Source organism: Adlercreutzia sp. ZJ304 (assembly GCF_011039075.1).
Classification (GTDB): Bacteria; Actinomycetota; Coriobacteriia; order Coriobacteriales; family Eggerthellaceae; genus Adlercreutzia_A.
Map to the genome: position 1 here is coordinate 93,103 of NZ_JAAKEG010000005.1, position 21,747 is coordinate 114,849.

Genomic DNA, 21,747 nt, shown 5'->3' on the forward strand with positions numbered 1-21,747 from the left:
TTTACGCGCTCAACTCGCGGGCACGCTGCTCGGTGAGGATGCGCGCGATGTCTTTCTTGACCTGCTGCACACGAGCCGTGTTATCCAACTGGCTAGTAGCCATTTGGAAGCGCAGGTTAAAAAGTTCTGCGCGGGCGTCTTTGAGCTTCTCGGTCAAGTCTTCTGCAGAAAGCTCGCGAATCTCTGATGCTTTCATTTAGTCCTCCTGCTTCTGGCTCTCGCGAGAGACGATCTTGCACTTAATGGGTAACTTCATTATTGCTAAGCGAAGTGCCTCATGCGCAGTTTCTTCGTCCACGCCATCTATCTCAAACATAATGCGTCCGGGCTTTACAACAGCTACCCAAGCCTCGGGTGCGCCCTTGCCCTTACCCATGCGGGTTTCAGCGGGTTTCTTAGAGATGGGCTTATCGGGGAAGATGGTGATCCAAACTTTACCACCACGCTTCATATGACGAGTCATAGCAACACGGGCAGCCTCTATTTGACGGTTGGTAATCCAGTGGCGCTCGAGCGCTTGAATACCATAGGTGCCATGATTCAGACGTGTACCACCCTTAGCGTTGCCCTTCATGGAGCCGCGCTGCACCTTGCGGTGCTTGACACGTTTAGGCATTAACATTTATCTGCGACCTCCTTCATTGCGGCCGCCACGATCGCCGCGACGTCCACGCTGCGGACGGCTTGAACCCTCAAGCGCAGGCTCTGGAGCTTTCTGTCCGGGCAGTACGTCGCCGTGATATACCCAAACTTGTACGCCAATGGCACCCATCTGAGTGTTCGCAGTAGCGAAGCCGTAGTCTATCTTTGCACGCAGAGTTTGCAGCGGCACACGACCTTCGCGATACCATTCACGACGGCTCATTTCAGCGCCACCTAAACGACCAGAGCATTGAACGCGAATGCCCTTTGCGCCAGATTTACGAGCGCTTTGCACTGCCTTGCGCATTGCGCGACGGAATGCGACACGACCCTCAAGTTGCTCAGCAACCGACTGCGCTATAAGCTCTGCATCTAGTTCAGGACGGCGGATTTCCACTACATTAATGGCAACCGTACCGTTCGCAACTTTCTCTAACTTTTTGCTAAGAGCATCAATTTCGGCACCTTTTTTGCCGATAACGATGCCGGGACGCGCAGTGGTTATGGTGACGGTTATTTTGTCGCCCGCGCGCTCAATTTCTGTCTTCGAAACAGCGGCACGCGCCAGCTGCTTGTCAAGGAACTTGCGAATAGCAAGATCGTTTTCCAGAGTTTCCTTATAGTCTTTGTCGGCATACCAACGGCTGCGCCAATCTTCGGTGATGCCTAGGCGGAACCCTGTAGGGCTGACTTTCTGACCCATGCTTTAAGCCTCCTCTCGCGGTGCGACGATGATCGTGATGTGGCTAGTGCGCTTATTGATGCGACTAGCTGAACCTTTAGCGCGTGGACGAATACGCTTCAGCGTTGGTCCTTCGTTCACAAACGCCGTCTTCACGACCAGATTGTCGGTGCGAAGGTGGTTGTTGTGTTCTGCATTCGCTACAGCCGAATTCAGCGTTTTCAGCACAGTCTCGGCAATTGCGCGCTCGGAAAACGCAAGAATCTCACGGGCACTCTCTATGCCTTTACCACGGATAAGGTCCACAACGACGCGGGCCTTGCGCGGCGACACGCGAACGTACTTGGAAACAGCTTTAACTTCCATTGTGCGCGCCTCCTATCGCTTTCCCTTGTCGGCGGAATGACCGCGGAATGTGCGGGTGGGAGAAAATTCGCCCAGCTTGTGGCCGACCATAGATTCAGTAATGTATACGGGCACATGCTTGCGACCATCGTAAACAGCTATGGTGTGACCTACCATTTCCGGGAAGATGGTGCTAGCACGGCTCCATGTTTTTATAACATTCTTCTCGCCCGCTTCGTTCATCGCCTGTATTCGACCGAGAAGGCGCGGCTCAACGAATGGGCCCTTTTTTAAACTTCTGCTCAACTTTTACTCCTTGCTCGGTTACTTCTTACGACGTCTGATAATCAGGCGGCTTGAAGCCTTCTTCTTGTTGCGAGTGCGATGACCCTTAGTTGGAACACCCCACGGAGTTACAGGATGACGACCAGAAGTCTTGTTCTTGCCTTCACCGCCACCATGAGGATGGTCAACCGGGTTCATAACAGTACCGCGAACGGTTGGGCGAATGCCCTTCCAGCGATTACGACCAGCTTTGCCAACTTTGATGTTGGAATGCTCGGCGTTGCCAACCTCGCCCACGGTTGCGCGGCAGGTAAGCAAAACGCGGCGCATTTCGGAAGACGGCATACGCAGAATTGCATATTTGCCCTCTTTACCCATCAGCTGAATGCTAGTGCCAGCTGAACGTGCCATGCTAGCGCCTTTGCCGGGCTGTAATTCCACGCAATGTACCAAAGTACCTACAGGGATATTTTCAAGCGGTAAAGAATTGCCGGGCTTAATGTCAGCCTCGGTGCCGCTCATTACCACGTCGCCCACTTTCAGACCCTTTGGATGAATGATGTAGCGCTTTTCGCCATCAACATAATGCAGAAGTGCGATGCGCGCTGTGCGATTAGGATCGTATTCAATGGTTGCAACCTTAGCAGGAATACCATCTTTATCGCGCTTGAAATCGATAATACGATAGCGACGCTTCACTCCGCCACCCTTATGGCGACAAGTGATGCGACCGTTGTTATTGCGACCCGCCTTGTTAGGCTTCTTCGCTAACAGAGATTTTTCCGGCGTCGAGGTTGTTATTTCCTCGAAGTCGGAAACAGTCTGAAAGCGACGCCCGGGGCTGGTCGGCTTGTACTGCTTAACGCCCACGTTGTTCCCTTCTTCTATGAAGCTGCTGTTCGCGCGCCTCTACGCACACCAGCGGCTTCTTCCTACTTACGATGTAAAACCATTGCCGCTGCATAGATTAGAGGCTCTATACTGCGACTCGGTCTTACAACGCGCCCGGGTGTGTCCATACACCTATAGACGCAAACGAAGATTTTAGCACAGATTCTACATTTTTCACAGAAAAATCTGCTGAATATAGACGAAAGAATGCCCGGGCTAAAAACTACTATTCAACACTATTCAGCGCTTTGATATTCAATATTGGCAGTTTCAACCAACCACTTATTAGCTTTTAGACGCTCGGCGCTTTCTCGCATAGCGAAACCGCGACCAGATTTTTCCATCTGTTCGCGCATAGCCTTTGGGTCAGCCTGCGGATTCATAGCACGGCAAGCCTCCAGAACATCATCATCGGTAAGCGTCATTTTCTGATGGCGGAAAATGGCATCTAACACAAAACCAGTCACCAACATTTGACGAACCTGAAGCATCATCATCATGCCAATTTGCTGATCCCCGCCGTTTTCTTCCACAAACTCTTCCCATGTTTTACCTTGCTGCTTCAGCCCTTGACGATACTGCGCAAGCAAGTTCTCGCGCATAGCCTCGTAAGCCTCATCGGGAATTTTGCCTTGAAAACGCTTCGCTGCTTCTTCAGCAGCTATCTGACGTACATAATCGTCGTACTGATCGCGCCCTTGCTTGGTTAGATTGCGCTTGATATCGGCGCGCAATTCGGCAAGTCCTCTATAAATAGGCATGTTTTTTTGCACCCAAGCATCATCTATGATGGGCTTTTCTTCCTTTTGAAACTCCAACACAGTAACGGTTGCGTCAACTTTTTTCGTTATTGGATTGAAGTCTTTATCGAAGTCGGGTCCATCAAATGTAAATTCCTTGGTTTCGCCAGCCTCCATGCCTAAAACTTCGTTTTCGAAACCTTCTGGCATATAACCTTCACCAGCAGTATAAGTGCGACCATCGGTGCTTAACTGCGTCATTTCTTCGCCATCTTCAAATGCCTTCATGGCTATGCGCACATGGTCGCCCTTTTGCACCTTGCGACCTTCTGGACTATCAGAATCGGCGATGAATGCCTTGTAATTGTCAGCCATCTTATCTATTTCTGCATCAACCACAGATTCATCAAGTTGGAATTCGGGAATTTTGATGCTTATAGGATCGTATGATGTTAGCTCGTATTCCGGCTTGGGCTCTACCTCTAGTTCGAAGCGGAATTCTTGACCACGCTTAAATGCCGATTTCGGACTAGGAGTCGGCGGATACAGGGGCACCAAATTTTTTGCATCTAATGCCAAGGGAACAAGCGCTTCTTGCGCGCCTGCTTGCACAATAGAATCTAGGTCTTTTACACCCATCTGCTCTTCTACTAGCTGCGGTACACTTTTGCCCTGCTCTGGTCGAATGCCCATACTCTGGGCAAATGCTATCTGTGCGGCATCTAGCGCATTGATTACTTCTGCAGCTGTTGCAGTTGCTTGCAAAAGTATTTTGCCATCTGCAGTGTTTTTCTTGCTAACCTTCATTACTGAACCTCAATTTCTAATTGGTTTTTCTTACTTGAAATTGTAGCAGCAAGATATAACCGTAAAACACTACATTCGCAAGGTATTTACGTTCTATAAACTATGTTCTTGTTTGGCTTTATTTAATTTTTCAGCATAATTGTGCTAACTATGTCAGCTGCATGTTCGGTGGCATCGCAGCATCTCTCCATGCGCTCGTAAATGCGCGACCATACCAGCACATGCATAACAGCTTCGTTATCTTCTACGTGAAGACGACGCATAGCCTGCTTGTACAGCGCATCGGCCTCTTCTTCGTAAGAATTAATGTCTACAACAAGCTGCTTGAACTTCTTATTCTTCTTGAAAGTATGGAATTCTGCCATCATGCGGTCTAGCGCCTTAACCGACTTTTTGATTAGCTCGGCGAATTGCAGAGCATCTTCTGGCATAGTGCGAATGTCGTACACATACATGTGTCCAAGCACATCGTCTATATAATCAAGCACGTTATCAAGCGCTTGCGCCAGATTCACAACATCTTCGCGATCGAAAGGCGGCATGAAATCGATAGCGGCTGCGGTAAAAATGTCGTGATTAATACTGTCTCCGCGATTCTCAAATTCATGCATTTCAACCATTGTGTCGGAGTACCCGCTGGCATCGGTAAAAGAGCGCATAGCTTCTATTAGCAGGTCTGCCTCTTCAACAGCTAAACCAGTAAGCTTCTCGTATGCCTTAAAGTAGTTCAGCTTAACCTTTGCCATGACGAGTCCCTTCTAAAGTAGGAATAAGAATAGTTTTGCAAACACAAATCCCATTATGCCGCAGCCGGGGAAAGTAAGCACCCACGTTTTCACCATGTCTATGGCAATGGACCATTTCACAGCCTTTGGGCTTTTGGCTGCGCCAACTCCCATAATAGCTGTAGTATTTGTATGTGTAGTAGACACAGGCAAGCCACCAAACGTGGCTACTATTAAGCTAACGAATGTTGATGCGCTGGCGGCAAAACCCTGAAATGCCTCAAGTTTTACCATATCGACCCCGACGCTTTTAATGATGCGCTCGCCGCCTACCCCGGTGCCAACACCCATAGAAAGCGCGCATAGAAGCATAAGCCAAACGGGCAAAGTAAGCGAACCTGAACCGGTGCCCATACCGGCAGCCATCAAGATTGCCAGAATAAAAATGCTCATAAATTTTTGACCATCTTGCGCGCCATGCATAAAGGCAACGCCCGCACCAGAAAAAATTTGCGCCCACCTGAAAAAAGTGTTTGCGTTCTGGCGGTTAACGTTGCGGAATAGCCTCTTTATAATGTTATAGAAGACCCAACCAAGACCAAAACCCATAAGTGTAGACAGCAAAATGCCATATATAACTTTTATCCATTCATTCCAGTTTATGGCATCAAAACTGCCCATTAGAGCAATTGCGGCACCAGTTAGCCCCGCAATTAGCGAATGTGATTGCGAGGTAGGTATGCCAAACCACCATGCGACGCTACCCCATACAATAATGGCTACCATAGCAGCCATAAGTGTTACCAGAGCTTTGTAAGAATCGCCACCAAAATCGACCATTCCGAAAATTGTTTGCGCTACAGCAGGTGATATGGCAGAAATTACAAGTAGCCCTACGAAGTTGCATGCTGCAGCCATCATTATGGCGCGGCGCGGCTTCATTGCCCTAGTAGACACTACTGTCGCAATTGCATTAGGTGCATCAGTTGCACCATTCACGATTATGACACCAATGTTCAATATCGTTACAGCCAGCAAGAGCGGATTGCTGATAAGCTCAGTAATAAAAAGCGACCAGTCGATCGTCACAAATAGCCTTTCGCTAAGACCTAAACTGGATATATTATTACATTAAATTTCGTCGGGTTCATCTCCGAATAGAGAGAAGGTGCGACGCTCGTTGCCGATGGTAGTAAAACTGTTATGCCCGGGAAGAACCGCAGTATCGTCGGGCAGGGCGGCAAGCTTCTTCATAGATGCCGCCATATCGACCACAGACCCGCCTTCAAAATCGGTTCTGCCAGTTGTACCAGCAAATAACGTGTCGCCCGATATAAGCACAGCTAGACCATCGGCGTGATTACCGAATTGCGGAATACAGAATAGACATATTGAGCCTTTGCTGTGACCGGGAGTTTCTATAACTTTCCACTCCATATTGCCCACGCAGACCACATCGCCATTTGCAACCACGCGATCCACTTTGCAAGGTGCAGCTTTGCGCGAAGTGCCTATGTCTTGCGGATTTTCAATAAACGGCGCATCGGCAATGCTAGCTATTACGGGCGCACCGGTAGCTTTCCGCAGTTCAGCCGCAGCACCCATATGATCCCAGTGTGCATGTGTTATAACTATTGCATCAAGCTTTGCGCCGCCTAGCGCTTCTAATATTATTTCGGCATCTTGCGAAGGGTCTACAACAAAAGTGCCCAACCCATCAGAGATGATATACACATTATTCTGCAGAGGCCCCATAACTAAGAATTTAACATCTACGCACAAACCATTTACGGTAACAACGTCAGCCATAGCACACTTCTTTCTGCGTCAACACACGACAACGTTTTTATGTTTATCAGTCAACCAAGTAGCAGAGCATTAACGCACAGCGACACAAACGTAATTATCTACTGTTACGTATGCTGTTAACTTTTTATTAAACACCTGCAACTACAAGTTTCATAGGCTTAATCGCATCTATTTCGCTACGATATTGAATCATTGATTCCCACAAATCTAACTTTTGTTGCATTTCCATCCAGACAGCCGCATCCATGCCAAAAAGATTCTGCAATCGAAGAGCCATATTTGGACTTATTGCACGCCGCTCATGCACAAGCTCGTTTACGGTTTGCCTAGAAACTCCAAGCCTGTTAGCCAATTCGGCCACACTTAGACCGTACTCAGACATAAACTCTTCGCGCAACATTTCTCCGGGATGCGTAGGGCGCCGCTTCATATATTTCATATCGTCACGCCTTGCGTAGCTCATAATTACCCCTATCAATGATAATCGCAAATTTCAACGTCTAATGCATTGCCGTCTTCAAATCGAAAGCAAATTCGCCACTGCATGTTTAAGCTTATAGAATATTGACCCTCTCTATTGCCACGCAGTTTGTGTAGGCGATTACTTGGCGGAAGCTCAAGTGCCTCAACCGTGCTAGAAGCATCAATCTGATCTAACTTACGCAACGCTTTCGCTTGAATGTCCAAGCTGATCTTTTTCGATTTCCCAGTTTCATAGAACTTTCTAGTTTCTTTGTCGGCAAATGTTTTAATCAATCGCGCTCCTTTATTGGAACAATTGTAACGCGAAACGTGACTAATTACAAATTGCTATCCATTTTGATTTAGCTCACGCAGACTGGAAGTCCTACGAGTTAATGAACAGCCATATAAAAGAAACGCTTTAAAATTGCCCCTAATTTGTAGGGGCAATTTTTTGACCGGGCATCATGCGGCGAGCATCAAAAACACCTTCAACCGCAGCAAGTTCACGAATCGCTAAATCGATCATAGACAAATCGCCCACTTGAAATAAAAAGCGCATTTCAACCAAGCCGTCCCGATGTGTATTCGTCGTACATGAGATAACGTTCGCGCCTACATCCGACAAAACGCGCGTTACGTCCAAAAGCAAATTCATGCGATCTAGCGCTTCAACGTATATTTCCACCTTAAACGTTGATTCGCGCGGAGCATCGCCTGCCCACGATACATCAATTATTCGCTCGGGATTGCGGCGCAAATCTTGCGCATTCGGGCAATCTGCCCTGTGTACGCTAACCCCACGCCCGCGAGTAACAAAACCGATTATTTCATCACCCGGCACCGGATTACAACAACGCGACAAGCGCACCAATACATCGTCTATCCCCTTCACCACAACACCGTGGCTGGAATGCGCCTCGTGTTTCTTGGGGCGCTTCACGCTGGTTATCATGGGTGCCATAACACCGGTAGAGCCAGCCCCAACACCGGGTGCGGGTGTCTTAGCGGCTTCATTTGCGCTATCGACCAGTATTTTCAACAGACGATTCGCCACATGCTGCGCGCTTTCTTTGCCGCGCGCAAGTTGGACAAACATATCGTCGGCATCGTTGAAGCCCATAGCCTCAGCCACGCTCTTTAGCGCTTTCACGCTGCGCGCGCTGGAAAGCCCTAAACCGTGCTTGCGCATTTCGCGCATAAGCATGTCATGACCTTCCTGCCTATCGCTTGAACGTGTCTGCTTGCTGAAATAGCCGCGTATTTTGTTGCGAGCCGAAGGTGTTGCCACCATGCCCAGCCAATCGCGTGAAGGACTTGCATTTTTCGATGTTAGCACCTCTACGCGGTCGCCTACTTTCAACTTGTACGACAGCGGCACTATTTGCCCATTCACTTTAGCGCCTACACAATGATTGCCCACTTCGGTATGCACCGAATACGCAAAATCAATTGGCGTGGCACCGGCACGTAGCGTCTTTACATCGCCGTTTGGCGTGAACACATACACATCGGCATTATCGAGATCCATCTTCAGGTTCTTGAGAAATTCGCGCGAATCGTCCGCTTCATCCGACCAGTCAATCATTTCGCGCAGCCAAGCCAACTGCGAATCAAGTTCGTCACGACTTACGCGACCGCCGCCTTCCTTATAGCGCCAGTGAGCCGCCACGCCATATTCGCTTGCACGATGCATCTCTTCGGTGCGAATTTGCACTTCCAACGGACGACCCGTAGGTCCCATAACTGTAGTATGCAAACTTTGGTACATATTGTATTTCGGCATTGCAATGTAGTCTTTAAAGCGCCCGGGCATCGGGTGCCATAGCGTGTGCACAGCGCCAAGCGCCGAATAGCAATCTTTCACCGACTGGACAATTATGCGCACCGCAATAAGGTCGTAAATCTCAGAGAAACCTTTGCCCTTTTTCGACATTTTCTGATAAATGGAATACAGGTGTTTCGGGCGCCCCATTATGCGCGCCTCTATGCCCACTTTGTCCATTTCCTCATGCAAAATATCAACAACGTTGTTCAGGTATTCCTCGCGCTCGGTACGCGTGTCAGTTACCATGCGGCTTACCTGTTTATACTTGTTCGGCTCTAGATAGAAAAACGATAAGTCTTCAAGTTCCCACTTCACCGAATTTATGCCCAAACGATGCGCAATTGGCGCATATATCTCAAGTGTTTCGCGGCTTTTGAATATGCGGCGATCTTCGCGAAGACTGCTTAGCGTGCGCATATTGTGAAGCCGGTCAGCCAGCTTAATAACAATAACGCGAATGTCTTTACCCATAGCTACAAGCATCTTGCGAATAGTAGCCGCCTGTTCGTCGGACAAAGAACCTACCTCGATACGCGTTATTTTTGTAACTCCCTCTACCAGCTGACGCACATCTGGACCAAATTCCCGCTCTACGTCTTCAGCAGTTACCGAGGTGTCTTCTACCGTATCGTGCAAAATGGCTGCACACAAAGTTTCGGTGTCCATGCGTAAATCCGCCAGAATTTTTGCCACTTCTAGCGGATGGTTTATGAATGGCTCACCCGATTTGCGCAACTGTCCGTTATGGGCTTCACGCGCAAAGCGGAATGCACGCAAAAGAGTAGCCTGCTCATCGGCGCTCATGTATTCGCTAGTTAAGTTTTCAAGTTCGGCGAATACTTCTTCAGGAGTAAGCATCTTAGTTGTTTGCTCTGTCAATGTTGCCATACTAGCGTCCTTCACGCTTCATATCAGGTGTTATGGGGTGCGTAACCCGCACGGATAGATGATCTAAATCGCTACGCATAGCCCACTTGCGAAATGCGCGGAAAATACTCAGTTCATCCAACCCTTCACGATAGCGCACCGAATCGGTTAATTCACATTTGGGCGCACCAATATTAACGCGTATTTTGTGCTGCGTCACCCCGTTATTGTATGTTTCCTGAGTCTCAATAAGCCCCAGCTCGCGAAATACAGATATGCCACATGCAGCAGCGGTAGGCGAAACTATACATATATTATTGCTGGCTTCCCTAGCCAAATCTTCAAAACTAATGCAAAGAAAACCGTCGGTTGCTTGCTTTTGCAGCGCGCATAAACAGCGATAAACTTGCGCCATAACATCGCGATTAGGAGTAAGGTCTGCCAAAATGCTCTCGTTTATTGACACATCGGCGCTGCCGTACAGAAGATGAATCCACGCATCTTTTCCATCACGCCCCGCACGACCTGCCATCTGATTAAATTCAACCTCGTTAAAAGGCATATGATATAAAACCACATTTCGAATATCGGGAATATCGATACCCTCGCCAAACGCCGACGTAGCAACAAGCACCTGCACCGCGCCCGCGCGGAATAAATCTTCTATGCGCTTGCGTTCAGCACGCGTTAAGCCCGCATTGTAGAAACCTATCATGGGTGCCAGCTGCGGAACACGACGACGCAGCCTGCGCGCCACGCCCACCGACTGTTCGCGTGAATTTACATATATGACAGTTTTGTCGCCAGCAGCAACTAAATATGCCAGATAATCGTCGCGATTACGTATGTTACGCTGGTCGTTCACATGTAGGTTATCGCGCGCACAATCGTCTACCACGCTGCCATCTACAGGAATGCTGTCGCTTATATCTTCTGCCACTTCAGCGGGTGCTGTAGCAGTTACTGCAAGCACGACCGGACCGCCCAAACGACTTACAACGCTACCCAGTTGCGTATACGCCATGCGCTGCCCAGCTTTAGCCATTCCAATATGGTGCGCCTCGTCTACAACCATAAAACCAATGCGCCCACTTGCAGCTAATCTGTCGGCATGAAAACTTAGATATTCAGGCGTTGTAAGAACTATGTCTATACCGCCATCGGTCAATCCTGCGTAGACCGCTTCGCGCTCACTCTGGGAACATTCGCCATTTAGCACAGCACAATTTAGCCCAAAACTACTGAATTGTTGAGCCATATGAAAAGCTTGATCAGCCATAAGCGCGCGAAGCGGATACACAAACAAGCTGGCTTTATGACACACTAATGCCTGCATAGCGGCATACACTTGGAAAATTAGCGATTTGCCGCGCCCTGTAGCCATAACGCCAAGCGTAGACTTGCCCTCTGTTAAGCGATCGAGGATTTGTCGTTGTGCCGGGTGAAGCGTTCTCTTGCCAATAATGGCTTCAATTATTTGCGCCTCTAGTGCTTTCGGATCGCGTTTTCCGAGTTCCTCCCAAGCGGCGCGCTTGCTTACTACCTTCCAAGTGCGCTGTTCTGAATTCGCAGAAGGTGCGGCTGCGCATGTTAAAGCCGCACTTATAAGTTTGCTTTCTTGCCCAAATAGCTTCTCGAACAATTCGGGCACGGAAGGATCTATACACGCGCATAAAGCGCCGCACACATGCGCTGGAGCCAGTGTGTCTAGCATAGCTTTTACGCTGCGCCGCCCACGCCATTCGTCAATTTGTACGCTGAACGCAGCATCAACTACAGAATCGTTATGCAGCAAATCTTGGATATTTTCGCAATGGAACAAAATTGCGCCTATGCTAGTTCGCCCATTCGTAAGGTTGCACGAAAAATGATTTTTGTCGGCACCTACAGCGCGACAATTCTCAAGCGTTACGTTGCGCGCCAAAAAATGTGGTACAGGATTTTCTTGCCCGAATGGCGCGAGTGCATCCATCATCTGCACCGATTGCAACGTAAGTTCATCTAGGCTAACGATTGCATCCACTTCCGTTATGGGTTTGAATTCGCTTTCGGGCAGCATCTGCATATATTCCTGCAAGCGCCGCGTAAATTCCGGAAGGTTTTTTGCGGGAAGAGTAACACCAACCGCTGCTTCATGTCCACCAAAGCGCGTTAGTAAATCTTCCACGTTTTCTATGGCAGCAAACAGATTCACATTGCCCACTGAGCGCCCACTTCCGCGCGCTTCATCACCATCTATGGTGAACAATATAGCCGGCACGCCATACATTCCAACCAGCCGACTAGCCACTATGCCTTTTACGCCCTCGTGCCAGCCTGCGCCAGCAACCACCAATATGCGCTGACCGGCATAAATTTCGCTAGCTTGCGCTTTTGCCACTTCAGAAAGCTGCGCCTCTATTGCACGGCGTTCGTCATTTACCTGTTCTAATCGTTGCGCCAATTCGAAAGCTTCAGGATAAGAGTCGCACATTAGCAAATCTAGTGCCAGTTGCGCATCTCCCATACGACCAGCCGCATTCAGGCGCGGCACCAATGTAAAACTAAGCGATGTAGAAGTTATGGGCTTTCCGCTAGAACCGCTAGCTTCAATTAGCGCGGCAATGCACGGGCGCACTTCATTATTCATATGTGCAAGCCCATCAGCTACAAGCGCGCGATTCTCATCACGCATCGGCATAAGATCGGCTACGGTACCAAGAGCCGCAAAATCGGTATAACTGCGCCAAAGATACGGAAAACCGCGGCGGCTGCCCAGCATTTGCACAAGCTTCAGAGCAACTCCGACACCGGCTAAAATGTTGCTTGGGCAACCATCTACTGTTTTCGGATCGCATACAGGGATTCCCACAGGAACACTAGAGCCCGCTTCGTGGTGATCGGTTACGGCAACAGAAACGCCATCGGCAATTATTGCCGCCACTTCTTTAGCGCAAGCTATGCCGCAATCTACCGTGACTATAAGATCGGGTTGTAGCTGCTTCATGCGTTCATACGCTGCAAGCGATAACCCATAGCCTTCTTCGAAACGCTTTGGAATGAACGGGGTTGCCTTTCCGCCCAACGCCCGTATGCCACGAGTAAGCACTGTAGTAGCCGATATGCCATCTAAGTCGAAGTCGCCAAATACTACTATATGCTTATGCGCATCTATTGCCTGTTCAACCGAATTGGCGACATCTGCCATGCCGGGAAGATCGTAGGGGTTAAGCCAATCGCGCTCTAGCGATGGCGACATAAAGCTGCGCGCCGCAAACGGCGTATCAAAACCGCGCGCCACAAGTGTAGCGGCGAGAAAATGCGGCATATTCAATTCGCGCTGCAAGCACGCCACAGCATCAGGCGCTGCGGCGCTTACTTTGAATTGAGTTGACATTCATTACCTATCGTGCAAGTTTTTCTTGCATAAGATTGTCGCATATTCCGAGCGTAAATTTACACCACGTTAGCGCGGTCATTAAAAAAACTGATACTAAATATTTAACTATCGGGAAATGGCAAGACGAATTGGCTGTGCCACTACTACAGCCGCAATTAACTTAATTGTATCTAGCAAAATAAACGGCGCTACGCACGCCGCAAATGCAGCTTCTGGACCAACACTTGCCACCAACATAAATTGCGCCCAACCCGTAACGTATGAAACAAACGTGAAAATAATTCCCGCCACAAGCTGAAATATACACCCAAGTAAATTTGCGCGTATACGCTGCCACGCACTAGGTCTTACTTGGTCTGCTTGCGCTTGTTCCATGCGTTTGGCGCAGTATTTATCCGCCACAGGCATTGTTATATACAAGAAAAGCGCAGCTAATATTACGCCCGGTAGATAGCCCAAAAGAAAGCCGCCTGTTGGTCCCATAATAACCCCAATGCCGCCCCGCATTCCCGAAAAGAGCGGCAACCCTACAGCGCCTAATACTAAATACCCCGCTATAGCGGCTATCGATTCGCTTGGACGCAATATGCAAACAATAAGCGGAATAGCAAACATTTGAAGTGTAAAAGGAATAGGACCCATTGGAATTGTGACCCAAGCACATACAGCAATAATCGCAATTGACAACCCGACAACAGCCACCGATCTGGCGCGACTTGTCCCGGTAGACTTAGAAGACTCGGCAGACATTTCATCTAGTTTTTTATAGTCGGTCTGAGGCATTCAAACACCCCCAACACTAAATCCTGCTCTACTTGAGCCCCGAGCAAACATTTGAAAAGTAATTAAGCATTTGAAAAAGCAATTATAAGTGAACTGGTAATAATTACAATATCTAAATTAGAAATCGCGGCAATCAAAGTGCAATATGCGCTTCGCCTGATAAAACTTTTCGCTTGGCACCTTCCGCATCTCTGACAACAAGCGCGCCCGTAGAATCTATGCCACACACAATGCCTTCAGCAATTAGCGAACCGTCGGCACGCTGCACGCGAACCTCTCTGCCTGTTAAAGCTGAATTCGCATTATATTCTTCCAAGAACGTAGCGAATCCGGTTTGTATCCACTCGGTATAACAATTGAGAAAATTTTGCAGAATGGTCCTGCATACTAAATCAATTGAAGGCGCATTAGAGCGCACTATATCTGATACATAAGCGGCTACATTTTTGCCACCTACATCGTTTGATGAATGCGGTTTTTGCACATTCACACCAATACCTATACATATAGCGCCGCTATGCTGCTCGTTAGATATACCGCACATTTTCTGAAAAGCACCGCTGTTTTTGTCGGCTGACATGCAAAGCACAATATCGTTTGGCCACTTCACCAAAACGTTGTTGGTGCTGCTAAGTTCCGCCAGTCCAGCAATAGCACGACGCACAGCTATGCCCACCACTAAACTAAGTGTTGGAAGTTGCGCAGGCTCCACCGCAGGACGCAGCAATACCGACATGTAAAGACCACCCTCTGGGCTTTTCCATACTCTGCCCTGCCTGCCATAACCTGCAGCTTGCACACGCGCACAAACCACTTCACCTTCGGGCGCACCTTTATCAATGCTCTGCTTTATAAGGTCGTTAGTAGACGACACTTCATCAAAGTAAGTTATACGGAAGAAGCTCAAGCTATCTTGCACGCCCGACCCAATCTATCCTGTTCGGGAATTTCCTCTAATGCCACGCCATTAGCTAACACATGCCCGGGAAGCATTTCGGACACGGGCTTTACCACAAAATCGCGCTCGGTTGCACGCGGATGAGGAAGCGTAAGATCGTCTGTAGAATAGTTGTACATCTGATAATCAACAATATCTATATCTATGGTTCGGGGACCATTTTCGCGTTCGCGCACGCGACCCAAACTATTTTCTACAGAATGTAAGTAATCAAGGAGCTCTTTAGGTGCTATGCCTGAACGCAGCAAAATTGCTGTATTTACAAACTTATCTTGATTTTCATAATATGCCGGTTCGCTTTCGTAAAACGAAGCCATGTCTATTATCTGCGAATCGGGAAGTTGGCATAGCTGCCCAACTGCATAGTTAATTTGCGCAATTTTAGCTTCCTGCTCTTCACCAGATTCTGCCACAAGAGCCACATTCGACCCAAGCGACAGCACCACATAAGGTCGCAATTGCGAAAGCGCTGCAGCTGTTTCGGCAACATTATGGGTGCGCACCACACTGGCACCCAATTCGCAAGCCATAAGCGCCTCTACCGCCGATGCCGTATCGCGCGCTTTAGGATCGGGGTCATCTATGTGATAAGCATAAGCAATGTAGCTTTTGCGCGATGGAGCAGCCATAACCGGATACCCAAGTCGAACAAACTCGTGAATGTTGCGCATTAGTTCTATTGTCTGCTTTGCGGTCTTTCCAAACCCCGGGCCCGGATCTATGCAAATGCGTTCATGCGCAATTCCCAAATTTTCAAGCTGTGCGGTGCGCTGGCGCAGCCAATCGCGAACTTCTGCAACCACATCGGTGTACTCCGTGTTGCTTTGCATAGTTTCGGGGGTGCCGCGCATGTGCATAACGACTAACCCCGCTTCGCAAGAAAGCGCAACTTCTTGCATAGCAGGATCGGTAAAACCAGATACATCATTTATGATGCTAGCACCCGCCTCTACAGCAAGCCGCGCCACGTCAGCATGACGAGTGTCCACTGAAACACACATGCCTTCCGCACATAACTGCTCCACCACAGAACCTATGCGTTGCCATTCTTCATCTGCGGAAACCTCAGATGCGCCGGGGCGCGTAGATTCGCCACCCACATCTATTATGGAAGCACCCGCTTCTATTAATTCCTTCGCATGCGCTACAGCGTCGTCTGGGCAAATGAAATTACCCCCGTCCGAAAAAGAATCGGGCGTAACGTTGAGCACGCCCATGATTATGGGCGTGCTGATGTTAAATTCAAATTCTCTGCAATGCCAGCGCATTTATTCCTTCTTGTCGTTTAGACCATACGGGTCTGCATATGGATCGTTTTGATTGTTTTGCTCGGCGGGCGGCAAATCAACATGCACTTCGCCGGGAAGCGGCTCTTGTTCGTTGGCAGCGTTAGCATCCACAGTGGTTGCATCCACAAGTTCAGGGTGCTCAGTGGCATCTTTTGCCCGCGCAGCAGCCTCTTCAGCTTCTTTAGCAGCAATTATCTCGTCTTCGCGATCTAGATACTCTTGCCATTTATTATCTAGCAAAGCTTGACACGCTTCGCCTTCTACCGTCTCGCGCTCTAGCAAAACGCTAGCCATTAAATCCATCTGATCGGCATGCGCGCTAAGGATAGCATGCGCCCTATCATGCGCCTCACGCATTATCTTCGACACCTCATCGTCTATGCGGCGCGCCGTCTCGTCTGAATAATCCTGCGTATTGCCATAGTCGCGCCCGAGGAATACCTCATGATTAGGCTGCCCGAAAACTTGCGTACCAAGCGGGCTCATGCCGTATTGTGTAACTATAGCGCGCGCCATCTTCGACGCACGCTCTAAGTCGTTGCTGGCACCTGTGGTTATATCGTCACAGAAAATTTCCTCCGCTACACGTCCACCCATGAATACAGCCAATTCGTCCTTCATCCCGGAAAGAGAATTAAGAACTTTGTCTTCATCGGGAATAGAAAGCGTGTAACCCAGCGCCCTACCTCGGCTAATAATAGAAATCTTATGCACCGGGTCGGCGTGGTCAAGCAGGTGCCCCACTAGCGCATGCCCGCTCTCGTGATAAGCAATTATATGCTTCGTGTCTTCATTCATAACGCGACCCTTGCGCTCCGGTCCCGCTATCACGCGCTCAAGCGACTCATTCACTTCACGCATAGTTATTATCTTCTTGTCTTTGCGCGCGGTAAGAAGTGCTGCTTCGTTCATCAAATTTGCAAGGTCGGCACCGGTAAAGCCCGGAGTTATTTTGGCTATCGCAGCCAAATCAACATCGCTTCCAATGGGCTTATCCTTCGAATGAACTTCAAGAATGCGCTGCCGTCCGCGCACATCAGGCGTATCTACAACTATTTGGCGATCGAAACGACCGGGACGCAGCAGAGCTGGGTCTAAAACATCGGCGCGGTTCGTAGCGGCTATTAGCACCACCGACTCTGTGGCATCGAAGCCATCCATCTCTACTAACAATTGGTTTAGCGTCTGTTCGCGCTCGTCATGCCCACCGCCAAGACCGGTTCCGCGCTGGCGACCTACAGCGTCTATCTCGTCAATAAATATTATGGAAGGAGCAGCTTCCTTTGCATCCTTGAACAAATCGCGCACACGACTTGCGCCCACGCCTACAAACATTTCCACAAAGTCGGAACCAGATATGCTGAAAAACGGCACGCCCGCTTCGCCAGCAACTGCCCGGGCAAGTAAAGTTTTACCAGTACCCGGAGGTCCAACCAACAAGCATCCGCGCGGAATTTTAGCTCCTATAGATTGGTATTTCTCAGGATTTGCCAAGAAATCCTTCACTTCGCGCATTTCCTCAACCGCTTCATCCACACCCGCAACGTCTTCAAATTTCACATCGGGGCGTTCTTCGGTAGTCTTTTTAGCCTTGTTCTTACCAAAACTCATCTGAGAATTGTTTGCTTTCTGCATTTGGCTAAAGAAGAAGAACAGCAAAGCGCCTATAAGCAAAATTGGCAGCAATGTTGTAAGAATAGAAAGCCACCCGCTTGGAAGGGTTATTTGGTATTGAATTTCAGGGTGTTCCGCCAAAATATTGCCAAGCGAATCGGCACCCACATAAACGCTGGAATAATTGCGAGCCGTACCCAGTTTCTGCACTTCCAGCGTGCGTGTACCAACACCGCCTAGCTTTTGCCCGTCCGGATCATGCTGCTGCGCCATAAGCGCATTCATGGAACCAAACGCTTCATTGAAAGCATCCAAAATGCCCGCACCCGCGGTGCTAGCTGGATAATATTTACCGGTTACAGTGTAGTCGCTTGCAGCGTATACAACACTTTCAACGCGATTTTGATCGAGCGCTTGCACAAATTCACTAGTTTCAAGCGAATCTGTAGCGTTTCTGTTGCCCATGTTCATAAACTGGCTGCTAATGAACGCAACCACCAACAACATTACAACAACAAGTATGATGGTAGTGCGCTGCTGATTCGGCTTGCCATCTTTCTGACCGCCGGGCTTGCGTTGATTTTGTCCACTTTGTTTGTTTGGTTTATCTGACATACTGAAATATATTCCTTAACTGTATATCTCTGACTTTAAAATACCTAGATATGGAAGGTTTCTATAGCGCTCGGCGTAATCTAGCCCGTAGCCAACGATGAATTCATCGGGGCATTCGAACCCGATATAGCGACAATCTAGCTGTGCCTGACCTTCGTGCTGTTTGTGTAAAAATGCAGCAATTTGCACGGAAGCCGGCCCGCGCGACATTAGATTTTTGCGCAAATATTTCAGGGTAAGACCCGTATCTACCACGTCTTCCACAATGATGACATGGCGACCTTTTATGTTAGTGCTTAGGTCTTTTTGGATACGCACTGTGCCTGAACTTGTAGCGCTATCGCCGTAAGAAGATACACACATGTAATCCATTTCAACCGGCAATTTCACGGCGCGCGCAAGATCGGCTGCAAACACAGCCGCACCACGCAACACGCACACCATAACTATTTGGTCGTGCGCGGCAATTAAGGGCTGATAGTCAGCCGTTATGGTGGCACCTAATTCGCTAACACGCTGCGCTATTCGCTGTTCATCGAAAAGCTGTCGTGAGATATCATCATGCACTACAGTTCCCTTCACAAATGTTATAAGTGTTCAGTTTATCATTTCAAAGGCACTATTTAATAACAGCTAGATTACGAACACACTTGCAACATTTCGAAAGCACATAAATAGACGCATCGAAACACAATAGCTAAATACTTATGTCGTCATAAACAAGCCCATGCTCGGTTTCCAAGTACTTCACAAAATTATGCGCAGTCATTGCCTTTATGGGGCACTTCGAAGACATATCTGCATCGCGAGTTATCATATAGTCAGCCCCAATATGTTTCGGCGAAAAAGCTATCAAATAATCTTCCACATCGTGCCATTCAGATTCTAACGCCGCCTTAATATCGGCAGCATAAGTGCCACACGGCAACACGAATTCCAAAACCGATAGAAGCGCCTGTTTGACTTGTTTTTCCGTGGCGCTTTTGCGCAAAACATAATAAGCATCAGCAAAAGATTGCGTGCTTACCCATAGTTGCACATCTCCAAATGTAGAAGCGATACAAAGTTTACGAATATCAAAAACATAGGGCTCTCTGCACGCAATAAGATCTATCAAAGCATTTGTATCAAGCAAGAGTTTCATATTTTCCACGTCTTACCTCATGTGCCAAATTTTTATCGTAGGCAACACTGCTAGGAATATCTATATTAAGACTACAAGCCTGAAACGCAGCCTTTAACCGGGCTGTTTCTTTTTTCGAAAGAGTGCGCTTTTTATTAACTTTACCTTTGTGCCCACTAAGTGGAAGCGAATGCTCAGCAACCAAATATTCAAATGCAGCATTAACTAATGCGCTAGGACTAGACCCCAGCTTTTCAAGTTGAATGCTTCCTTGTTCATAAAGCGCATCAGGAATGCGTGCCGAAACCATTTTGCTCATAATGCCACCTCATAAACTGTATGACGTATGACATTTTCTTACTATTATTCCTAATTGTCAACCAAGGCAATATGCGTTTTTAATAAATGCATAGTTTGGTGCTGCATCTTCTCTGCATTGTTAGCTGGCGAAATCGGGAAATTCGCGCAACAGACGTTCTACGGGAAGCCCTATTATGTTGTCTAGCGCACCTTCGTAGCTTTCCACCAGCGCACGACCTTCGCCCTGTATGGCATAGGCACCCGCTTTGTCGAACGATTCACCTTTGCGTAAATAAGCAACTATTTCATCTTCGGTAAGTTGACGAAATGTAACACTACTGGCTTCAGCAAATGTACGATAAGCCATTGAAATATTTTCAGCTTCCGGTGCAGCCATCATCCAAACCGATACAGCGGTTATAACCTGATGGGTGCAACCCGATAATTCGCGCAGCATGCCTTTTGCATCTTCCAAATTTCGCGGCTTGCCAAAAATGCGCGAGCCTTTCACCACCATGGTGTCTGCCCCTATAACCGCAAACATACCCACCGGCGATTCCGCCAAAAGCTCTTGCATTACCGCACCCGCTTTACGCTCTGCCAGTTTCTTGGCAGCCTCTGCCGGCATAATAAGCTGATCGGGCTCTAGCTGCTCATCTACCGCCTTATGCGGCGTGCGCACAGTGAATTTCACACCGGCATCGCGCAGCAAATCGCGCCTGCGCGGGCTACCGCTAGCCAAGATAATATTCAAAGGCGCATTTAAAGGCGCATCTGTAGCATCCATAACAACTCCTATTCGCACACCATTCAAAGCCGCACAATCGCTAGCAAGTTTACTGCACTTGTTACCTGCGCATGCTGCCGCTTCAAGGTAGTATTATTCAAATCTGCATCGCTAATTATCTATCAAGAAGCTACGACCGGAAAGGCGCAAATGGCAAGCAAATATTTCGAATACAGCAACGAAGCCGTGGAATTTCTAAAAGCCAAAGATGCCAAACTGGGTGCCGCGATTGATGCTGTCGGGCACGTGTATCGCGAACTTGATAACGATTTATTTTCTGCCGTTGTTCACACGATAATAGGGCAGCAAATTTCCACCGCCGCCCAACAGACCGTATGGCGACGCATGCAAGAAAAGCTAGGCGAAATTACGCCGGAAAGCATCAATGATGCCAGTGTAGATAGCCTTCAGTCGTGCGGAATGACGTTTCGAAAAGCTGAATATATCAAAGATTTTGCCGCCAAAATAAAAGCCGGCGAATTCGATTTGGACGCAGTAGAACACATGAGCGATGCCGAAGCTATAGAAGCACTATGCTCGCTAAAAGGTATAGGAAAGTGGACCGCCGAAATGCTTTTGCTGTTCTGCCTAAACCGCATGGACATATTAAGTTTTGGCGATTTGGGCATTCATCGCGGAATGCGCATGGTTTACCACCACAGAAAAGTAACACGCCAGCTGTTTGAGAAATATAGACGGCGCTACAGCCCCTACGGAAGCGTGGCTAGCCTGTATTTATGGGCGATATCGCACATGAATGTGCCCGGCTATAGCCGCGACTATGCGCCCAAAAAAGCCAGATAATGCGGTTAGCTT

At 48.4% G+C, this 21,747-nt stretch carries 23 protein-coding genes; 1 reads left to right on the forward strand and 22 read right to left on the reverse strand.

Going from position 1 to position 21,747, the window contains the following annotated elements:
• Position 1: 1 nt before the first annotated feature.
• The 22 genes from rpmC to G7Y46_RS03820 form a co-directional block, all read right to left on the reverse strand.
• Positions 2–196 carry a 50S ribosomal protein L29 gene (gene rpmC / locus G7Y46_RS03715; RefSeq protein ID WP_165062841.1) on the reverse strand — a complete coding sequence of 65 codons (195 nt, stop codon included), beginning with the start codon at positions 194–196 and terminating at the stop codon, positions 2–4.
• Positions 197–622 carry a 50S ribosomal protein L16 gene (gene rplP / locus G7Y46_RS03720; protein ID WP_165062840.1) on the reverse strand — a complete coding sequence of 142 codons (426 nt, stop codon included), beginning with the start codon at positions 620–622 and terminating at the stop codon, positions 197–199.
• The gene (rpsC, locus tag G7Y46_RS03725) at positions 623–1,345 is read right to left on the reverse strand and encodes a 30S ribosomal protein S3 (protein WP_165062839.1); all 723 of its coding nucleotides are present in this window, start codon (positions 1,343–1,345) and stop codon (positions 623–625) included.
• Positions 1,346–1,348: 3 nt separating this feature from the next.
• Complete coding sequence (gene rplV / locus G7Y46_RS03730; protein WP_165062838.1) at positions 1,349–1,690, reverse strand: 50S ribosomal protein L22; 342 nt, start codon at positions 1,688–1,690, stop codon at positions 1,349–1,351.
• A 12-nt stretch (positions 1,691–1,702) separates the two neighbouring features.
• Complete coding sequence (gene rpsS / locus G7Y46_RS03735) at positions 1,703–1,975, reverse strand: 30S ribosomal protein S19 (RefSeq protein WP_165062837.1); 273 nt, start codon at positions 1,973–1,975, stop codon at positions 1,703–1,705.
• Between the two features lie 18 nt (positions 1,976–1,993).
• Complete coding sequence (rplB, locus tag G7Y46_RS03740; RefSeq protein WP_165062836.1) at positions 1,994–2,824, reverse strand: 50S ribosomal protein L2; 831 nt, start codon at positions 2,822–2,824, stop codon at positions 1,994–1,996.
• Between the two features lie 257 nt (positions 2,825–3,081).
• Entirely contained in the window at positions 3,082–4,392 is a 1,311-nt protein-coding gene (locus G7Y46_RS03745; RefSeq protein ID WP_165252579.1) for a trigger factor, read from the reverse strand.
• 122 nt (positions 4,393–4,514) lie between these two features.
• Positions 4,515–5,138: a DUF47 family protein gene (locus G7Y46_RS03750; protein ID WP_165062834.1), complete on the reverse strand. Its 624-nt coding sequence runs from the start codon at positions 5,136–5,138 to the stop codon at positions 4,515–4,517.
• A 12-nt stretch (positions 5,139–5,150) separates the two neighbouring features.
• A complete protein-coding gene (locus G7Y46_RS03755; protein WP_165062833.1) occupies positions 5,151–6,206 on the reverse strand; it encodes an inorganic phosphate transporter in 1,056 nt (351 codons plus the stop codon).
• Positions 6,207–6,248: 42 nt separating this feature from the next.
• Complete coding sequence (locus tag G7Y46_RS03760) at positions 6,249–6,926, reverse strand: MBL fold metallo-hydrolase (RefSeq protein ID WP_165252581.1); 678 nt, start codon at positions 6,924–6,926, stop codon at positions 6,249–6,251.
• A gap of 127 nt (positions 6,927–7,053) precedes the next feature.
• Positions 7,054–7,389 carry a HigA family addiction module antitoxin gene (locus tag G7Y46_RS03765; RefSeq protein WP_206214166.1) on the reverse strand — a complete coding sequence of 112 codons (336 nt, stop codon included), beginning with the start codon at positions 7,387–7,389 and terminating at the stop codon, positions 7,054–7,056.
• Positions 7,390–7,400: 11 nt separating this feature from the next.
• Entirely contained in the window at positions 7,401–7,682 is a 282-nt protein-coding gene (locus G7Y46_RS03770; RefSeq protein ID WP_165252583.1) for a type II toxin-antitoxin system RelE/ParE family toxin, read from the reverse strand.
• A 139-nt stretch (positions 7,683–7,821) separates the two neighbouring features.
• Complete coding sequence (locus tag G7Y46_RS03775; protein ID WP_165252585.1) at positions 7,822–10,104, reverse strand: bifunctional (p)ppGpp synthetase/guanosine-3',5'-bis(diphosphate) 3'-pyrophosphohydrolase; 2,283 nt, start codon at positions 10,102–10,104, stop codon at positions 7,822–7,824.
• Position 10,105: 1 nt separating this feature from the next.
• A complete protein-coding gene (recJ, locus tag G7Y46_RS03780; RefSeq protein WP_165252587.1) occupies positions 10,106–13,459 on the reverse strand; it encodes a single-stranded-DNA-specific exonuclease RecJ in 3,354 nt (1,117 codons plus the stop codon).
• Between the two features lie 108 nt (positions 13,460–13,567).
• Entirely contained in the window at positions 13,568–14,245 is a 678-nt protein-coding gene (locus G7Y46_RS03785) for a biotin transporter BioY (protein ID WP_241157039.1), read from the reverse strand.
• Between the two features lie 133 nt (positions 14,246–14,378).
• Positions 14,379–15,164: a biotin--[acetyl-CoA-carboxylase] ligase gene (locus G7Y46_RS03790; protein WP_165252589.1), complete on the reverse strand. Its 786-nt coding sequence runs from the start codon at positions 15,162–15,164 to the stop codon at positions 14,379–14,381.
• Positions 15,149–16,471 carry a dihydropteroate synthase gene (folP, locus tag G7Y46_RS03795; protein ID WP_165062827.1) on the reverse strand — a complete coding sequence of 441 codons (1,323 nt, stop codon included), beginning with the start codon at positions 16,469–16,471 and terminating at the stop codon, positions 15,149–15,151. Before folP ends, G7Y46_RS03790 begins: the two co-directional genes overlap by 16 nt.
• Positions 16,472–18,721 (reverse strand): ATP-dependent zinc metalloprotease FtsH, encoded by a 2,250-nt coding sequence (gene ftsH, locus G7Y46_RS03800; protein ID WP_346773613.1) that lies wholly within the window; start codon positions 18,719–18,721, stop codon positions 16,472–16,474.
• 15 nt (positions 18,722–18,736) lie between these two features.
• Positions 18,737–19,288 carry a hypoxanthine phosphoribosyltransferase gene (hpt, locus tag G7Y46_RS03805; protein WP_165252591.1) on the reverse strand — a complete coding sequence of 184 codons (552 nt, stop codon included), beginning with the start codon at positions 19,286–19,288 and terminating at the stop codon, positions 18,737–18,739.
• Positions 19,289–19,418: 130 nt separating this feature from the next.
• Complete coding sequence (locus tag G7Y46_RS03810; protein WP_165252593.1) at positions 19,419–19,865, reverse strand: PIN domain-containing protein; 447 nt, start codon at positions 19,863–19,865, stop codon at positions 19,419–19,421.
• Positions 19,849–20,163, reverse strand: coding sequence for a hypothetical protein (locus G7Y46_RS03815; RefSeq protein WP_165252595.1), 315 nt, complete (start codon positions 20,161–20,163; stop codon positions 19,849–19,851). Before G7Y46_RS03815 ends, G7Y46_RS03810 begins: the two co-directional genes overlap by 17 nt.
• Before the next feature lie 120 nt (positions 20,164–20,283).
• Positions 20,284–20,931 carry a Maf family protein gene (locus G7Y46_RS03820; RefSeq protein ID WP_165252597.1) on the reverse strand — a complete coding sequence of 216 codons (648 nt, stop codon included), beginning with the start codon at positions 20,929–20,931 and terminating at the stop codon, positions 20,284–20,286.
• A gap of 150 nt (positions 20,932–21,081) precedes the next feature.
• Here G7Y46_RS03820 and G7Y46_RS03825 point away from each other — a divergent pair, with 150 nt between their 5' ends.
• Entirely contained in the window at positions 21,082–21,735 is a 654-nt protein-coding gene (locus tag G7Y46_RS03825; protein WP_165252599.1) for a DNA-3-methyladenine glycosylase, read from the forward strand.
• Positions 21,736–21,747: the final 12 nt, after the last annotated feature.

What these genes read in the sequence shown, in the direction of transcription:
- G7Y46_RS03765 (WP_206214166.1), bottom strand. Translation starts at nt 7,389, where the DNA reads ATGAGCTACGCAAGGCGTGACGATATGAAATATATGAAGCGGCGCCCT.
- recJ (WP_165252587.1), bottom strand. Translation starts at nt 13,459, where the DNA reads ATGTCAACTCAATTCAAAGTAAGCGCCGCAGCGCCTGATGCTGTGGCG.
- rplP (WP_165062840.1), bottom strand. Translation starts at nt 622, where the DNA reads ATGTTAATGCCTAAACGTGTCAAGCACCGCAAGGTGCAGCGCGGCTCC.
- G7Y46_RS03820 (WP_165252597.1), bottom strand. Translation starts at nt 20,931, where the DNA reads ATGGATGCTACAGATGCGCCTTTAAATGCGCCTTTGAATATTATCTTG.
- G7Y46_RS03785 (WP_241157039.1), bottom strand. Translation starts at nt 14,245, where the DNA reads ATGCCTCAGACCGACTATAAAAAACTAGATGAAATGTCTGCCGAGTCT.
- G7Y46_RS03775 (WP_165252585.1), bottom strand. Translation starts at nt 10,104, where the DNA reads ATGGCAACATTGACAGAGCAAACAACTAAGATGCTTACTCCTGAAGAA.
- rpmC (WP_165062841.1), bottom strand. Translation starts at nt 196, where the DNA reads ATGAAAGCATCAGAGATTCGCGAGCTTTCTGCAGAAGACTTGACCGAG.
- G7Y46_RS03810 (WP_165252593.1), bottom strand. Translation starts at nt 19,865, where the DNA reads ATGAAACTCTTGCTTGATACAAATGCTTTGATAGATCTTATTGCGTGC.
- folP (WP_165062827.1), bottom strand. Translation starts at nt 16,471, where the DNA reads ATGCGCTGGCATTGCAGAGAATTTGAATTTAACATCAGCACGCCCATA.
- rpsC (WP_165062839.1), bottom strand. Translation starts at nt 1,345, where the DNA reads ATGGGTCAGAAAGTCAGCCCTACAGGGTTCCGCCTAGGCATCACCGAA.
- G7Y46_RS03815 (WP_165252595.1), bottom strand. Translation starts at nt 20,163, where the DNA reads ATGAGCAAAATGGTTTCGGCACGCATTCCTGATGCGCTTTATGAACAA.
- G7Y46_RS03760 (WP_165252581.1), bottom strand. Translation starts at nt 6,926, where the DNA reads ATGGCTGACGTTGTTACCGTAAATGGTTTGTGCGTAGATGTTAAATTC.
- G7Y46_RS03745 (WP_165252579.1), bottom strand. Translation starts at nt 4,392, where the DNA reads ATGAAGGTTAGCAAGAAAAACACTGCAGATGGCAAAATACTTTTGCAA.
- G7Y46_RS03825 (WP_165252599.1), top strand. Translation starts at nt 21,082, where the DNA reads ATGGCAAGCAAATATTTCGAATACAGCAACGAAGCCGTGGAATTTCTA.
- rplV (WP_165062838.1), bottom strand. Translation starts at nt 1,690, where the DNA reads ATGGAAGTTAAAGCTGTTTCCAAGTACGTTCGCGTGTCGCCGCGCAAG.
- G7Y46_RS03750 (WP_165062834.1), bottom strand. Translation starts at nt 5,138, where the DNA reads ATGGCAAAGGTTAAGCTGAACTACTTTAAGGCATACGAGAAGCTTACT.
- ftsH (WP_346773613.1), bottom strand. Translation starts at nt 18,721, where the DNA reads ATGTCAGATAAACCAAACAAACAAAGTGGACAAAATCAACGCAAGCCC.